The sequence below is a fragment of the Rubritalea sp. genome (genome assembly GCF_039830215.1).
Lineage (GTDB): Bacteria > Verrucomicrobiota > Verrucomicrobiia > Verrucomicrobiales > Akkermansiaceae > Rubritalea.
Genome location: NZ_JBDOPO010000152.1, coordinates 1 through 4,188, shown reverse-complemented (window position 1 = coordinate 4,188; position 4,188 = coordinate 1). Strand labels below are relative to the sequence as shown.

Genomic DNA, 4,188 nt, shown 5'->3' with positions numbered 1-4,188 from the left:
TTCTGAACGTGCGAATCGGCAGCACGACGGCGGAAAAGACGCCCGGGGATGTTCGGAATGAACCGAACCCGGATCGTGGCAACTCCTGCAAAGACTCGAACAGTTGCCTCATCGGCGCCGTCGATCTTCCAGGACTCAACATCTGCGCTGTCGAGTTGAAAGGTCGTCCATGCGTCGGGGTCGTCCTGGACCGGCGCCACGCTGAGGTGCAGCGTGCCACCGACCCACTCGGCTTGCCTTTTATTTACCAACGTAAACCGTGAGTGAACATCCTTAAAATACACTTGAACTGGGACATTATCTACCACTAACCGTAGCATGGATCGCTCCTCGGCTAGAGATTCTTCAGCGTGCTTTCGTTTAGAAATATCGATCATGGATCCAACTAAGCGTGCAGCCACACCATTCTCTCGTACCACAACACCTCGAACGCGTAGCCAGGCAATGCTTCCTGTAGGACGTATGACCCTGCAATCGACAGCAAAGAGTTCCTCGTCCTCGTCCATCAAGCAGAGTTCCAAAACATTCTGCAAATAGGCGGCATCCTCCGGAACTAATATACTTTCAGGGTGCTTGAGTATATTTGGAGCATCCTCTTTTTCACAGCCCAAGAACTGATAGACCCGGTCAGAGTAATAGATCGAATCCTCTCCAACATTCCAGTCCCATATTCCCTCATTGGAGGCTTTCAGCACCAGATCTAAAGTCGCTTGGAAGGAATTATGCATCTCTAACTTCTTATAAAGTCAAAATTGTTAGCAAAAAGCAACAAGATTGCATCCAACCAAGAGGCTTCCTTCACAGATCTAATTTTTTTGCTGCTATCCACTCTTCTTCCATGACAGCTAAAGTTGCTGCGTCGAGTTCAACTCCTCGTTCTTTCAGCCTGCTTTCGACCACTGAAAAACGTCTTACGAATTTGTTATTGGTCAGGTCGATTGCGACTTCTGGATCGACCTTGAGCTTACGAGCTAAATTGACTACCACAAAAAGTAAATCCCCGATCTCAGACTCTAACTCCTTACTCACAACTCCAGTATTTTCGTATTCACTGAGCTCTTTAACTACCTCGTCGAGTTCTTCGTGAACTTTCTCAATGATCGAGCGCGCATCAGGCCAATCGAAACCGATCTTACTTGCTTTCTTCTGTAATTTAGCTGCTTTCAACAAGCCCGGTAGGCCTTCCCCCACACCGTACAAATAAGGGTGTGACTCCGCACCTTTTTCCTGACGTTTTATCGCATCCCATTGTTTCAGTACTCCGTCAGTGTCCTCCACTACTTTCTCGGCATACACATGTGGATGACGTCTTACCAATTTATCTGAAATCCCACGGGCCACATCGTCGAAGTTGAAGTGGCCATTTCCCTCAGCTATTTCACTATGAAACACTACTTGGAGAAGAAGGTCACCTAACTCTTCCCGCATATGCTCAATATCTCCCCGCTTGATCGTATCGACAGTCTCGTAGGCTTCCTCGATTAAGTTAGGTACAATACTCTCATGCGTCTGCTCAGCATCCCACGGGCACCCTCCCGGAGCTCGTAATCGATGCATAATTTCGCGTAATCGCTCCATCTGGCGCGCTGAGTCCGCACACTCTACCATCTCAGTATCGTTCATCATTAGTCCTTCTTAGAAATACGTAGCAAGGTGGCACGTTCCTCCTCGGATAGAGAATGGATACCATTCTGCGTGACTTTATCTAAAATACGATCTACCTCAGAACTCTCCATGTTCACTGCCGTCCGCGGTCTAATTTTAGGCTGGTAGTGCGTCTTAGGACCATGTGCCGTCACTCGCTTCACGTCTAGGCCATCTACCCAGTTCAGCCACTTAGGGTTCTTCATCAGCACAAAGCCCAACAACGCCCCCCCTAAATGCCCGGCTTCGCCACCTGCATTATTACCTGTGGTGAGCACTGTGTAGATGCCAATACCTAAGATAAAGATTCCGAAGGTTTTCATTTTCATCGGAATTGGTGGGAAAAGTAACATAACCTGCATATCTGGAGCTATCACGATTAGTGCCACTAAAATACCAAAAATACCAGCCGACGCCCCGACAAGTCCGTTCACCTCCAACCAACCAGATACTGCTAATAAAGAGTAAAACAAGGCTCCCCCCACACCACAAAGGAGATAATATGCAGAGAACCTTTTAGATCCTAATACGCGCTCAACCATCCCCCCAAACATATAGATGGCATACATATTAAAAAGTAAATGCATTGGGCTTCCATGGAGAAACTGAAAGCTCAGTAATCTCCAATATTGGTGAAGATCAAAACACGCAGTAATTTCGAATGCTCCGTATGGTCTGAGACGAAAACTATTCGCTCCGACCCCAAAAATATCTAACACGTAGATAGCAACATTGCAGATAAGAAGCCATTTGGTCACGGGGGCTCCGGCAAATCGGCTACTCGTTTGATTCCCTGTTCTATTGTTAAACATTCGGCAGTACACATAGCATGGACACCACTTACTGCAAATGAAATCAAAGCGCCTTTTGGATTGCAGTTCGCGGGCTTCAAGCACACATTGAGCGCATGCCCAAGGCTCTCAGTAATCTAATCTGGCCCACCATCCTATTTCTTCTAGGAGCAGTCGCCACCTATTTGCTGTGTCCTATTGAAAATGCTGCTGTCAAACAACAAATCATAGGCTATCCGAATTCAGTGGTTCCAGCTTATCAGCTTCGTCCATGGCTACTAGGACTAACCTTCTTCATCCCCTTTATTGCCTCGGTTATCTACCGCCTATCCGACACACTAGACCGCTACACTATCAAGGCTTTCGTCAATGCCTTTGCTATATGCTTTGGGGCATTATTCATAGTGATGTTCCTCGAAGATATCCAGGATAATCTCTCTGACTTCAAAGAAAATGATCAAATGATGTGGCTCATGGGGAGGCACTATCTCATCAAGTTGCCCTCGTTACTTGTGTTTGTTCTCCCCTATTCCCTCATGTTGGCCCTGCTCTGGGCTCTAGGGAAAATGTCTAAAGATCAAGAGATCGTGGCAATGATTCAAACCGGCAGAAGCGTCACTCGCATCGTCGCACCACTCATAGGCCTTGGCTTCCTCTGCACATTGCTATGTATAATCTTTAGCTACCATTGGGCTCCATACGCGGACAGCCAAGAAAAAAGTATTCTTGAAGAAGCCCGCGGCATCGCAGCCAGTGAAGCTCGGCACGTGGCCTACCAAAACGTAGATGACACACGTCACTGGTATGTCGGAGCATTCCCAGCGGAACACCAACACGGGAAACCACTCAAGTCCGTTAGCATTTCAGTCCTTGATGAGCAGAATCATGTCATCCAGCGTATCATCACGGAGTCTGCCTCATGGTCACTAGATAAACGAGTCTGGGAATTGAAATCCCCCCTAGTTTTCACATTCAAGCAAGGCAACGAACAGGTCACCAAACACCAAGACAACCTCACTTTCGATTGGCCTGAAACTCCGTATCAAATTATCAACCCAGGCCTAAAACCACCCTTTATGGGAATTCCTGGGCTTACAAGTTGGCTCTCTAACCACCGAGACCACCCTCTCTCCGATAAGCGCTCCTACCTCACTCACTGGCACTATCGTTTTGCTCACCCCTTCATATGCATGATCACCATCATGCTTGCAGCTCCATTGGGAATTGTATTTAACCGCCGAGGAGTGGGCGGCGGAGTTGCAGTAGCCATCTTCCTTTGCGCTGGTATGATTTTCAGCTCCACAGTCTTCCCTACACTAGGCGAATCTGGTCACCTGCCGCCAATTGTAGCGGCATGGGCCACAAACATCCTTTTCACATTCGTCGCACTAATTCTATTCCACAGACGTATGACTGGCCAGCCGATATACCAAACAGTCAAAAACTGGTTCGCATCGTAAAAAGCAAAAACAGATTAGATAGAGACTAGCACCAACAGAATCCCGGAACACCTAGGATTAAGAGAACCTTGAAAGCAAAGGAAATCAGTCAAAAAATCTGAAAGGAAAATTACAAAACAAGAAGCAATAAATTAAATTAAAAATCTACATTTATTGATCAATATACTTAAGGGCACCTCCGGCAACTCCCGTTGTCGGTGTGTGAGTTATTGATTCTTTAAATTTGCGAGCATAGCTCGTTTTGTCGATAGCCACCCTTCGGGCTGGAAAGACTTTCTGCGCAGGGCTTCGTT

4 protein-coding genes are annotated in these 4,188 nt (G+C 47.1%); 1 reads left to right on the top strand and 3 read right to left on the bottom strand.

Translation table 11 applies throughout. From position 1 onward, the window contains the following. From ABGY95_RS05075 to ABGY95_RS05065, 3 genes are all read right to left on the bottom strand, one after another. On the bottom strand, positions 1–728 hold a 728-nt coding region (locus ABGY95_RS05075), incomplete at its 3' end, for a PAS domain S-box protein (RefSeq protein WP_347440614.1). A 70-nt stretch (positions 729–798) separates the two neighbouring features. Next, complete coding sequence (gene mazG / locus ABGY95_RS05070; RefSeq protein WP_347440613.1) at positions 799–1,626, bottom strand: nucleoside triphosphate pyrophosphohydrolase; 828 nt, start codon at positions 1,624–1,626, stop codon at positions 799–801. Further along, on the bottom strand, positions 1,626–2,456 hold the full coding sequence (locus tag ABGY95_RS05065) for a rhomboid family intramembrane serine protease (RefSeq protein ID WP_347440612.1): 831 nt from the start codon (positions 2,454–2,456) through the stop codon (positions 1,626–1,628). The genes mazG and ABGY95_RS05065 overlap by 1 nt, the downstream gene beginning before the upstream one ends. 95 nt (positions 2,457–2,551) lie before the next feature. On the opposite strand from ABGY95_RS05065, the gene ABGY95_RS05060 reads away from it, so the two are divergent. Next, positions 2,552–3,895 (top strand): LptF/LptG family permease, encoded by a 1,344-nt coding sequence (locus ABGY95_RS05060; RefSeq protein ID WP_347440611.1) that lies wholly within the window; start codon positions 2,552–2,554, stop codon positions 3,893–3,895. The last annotated feature ends 293 nt before the right edge of the window (positions 3,896–4,188 follow it).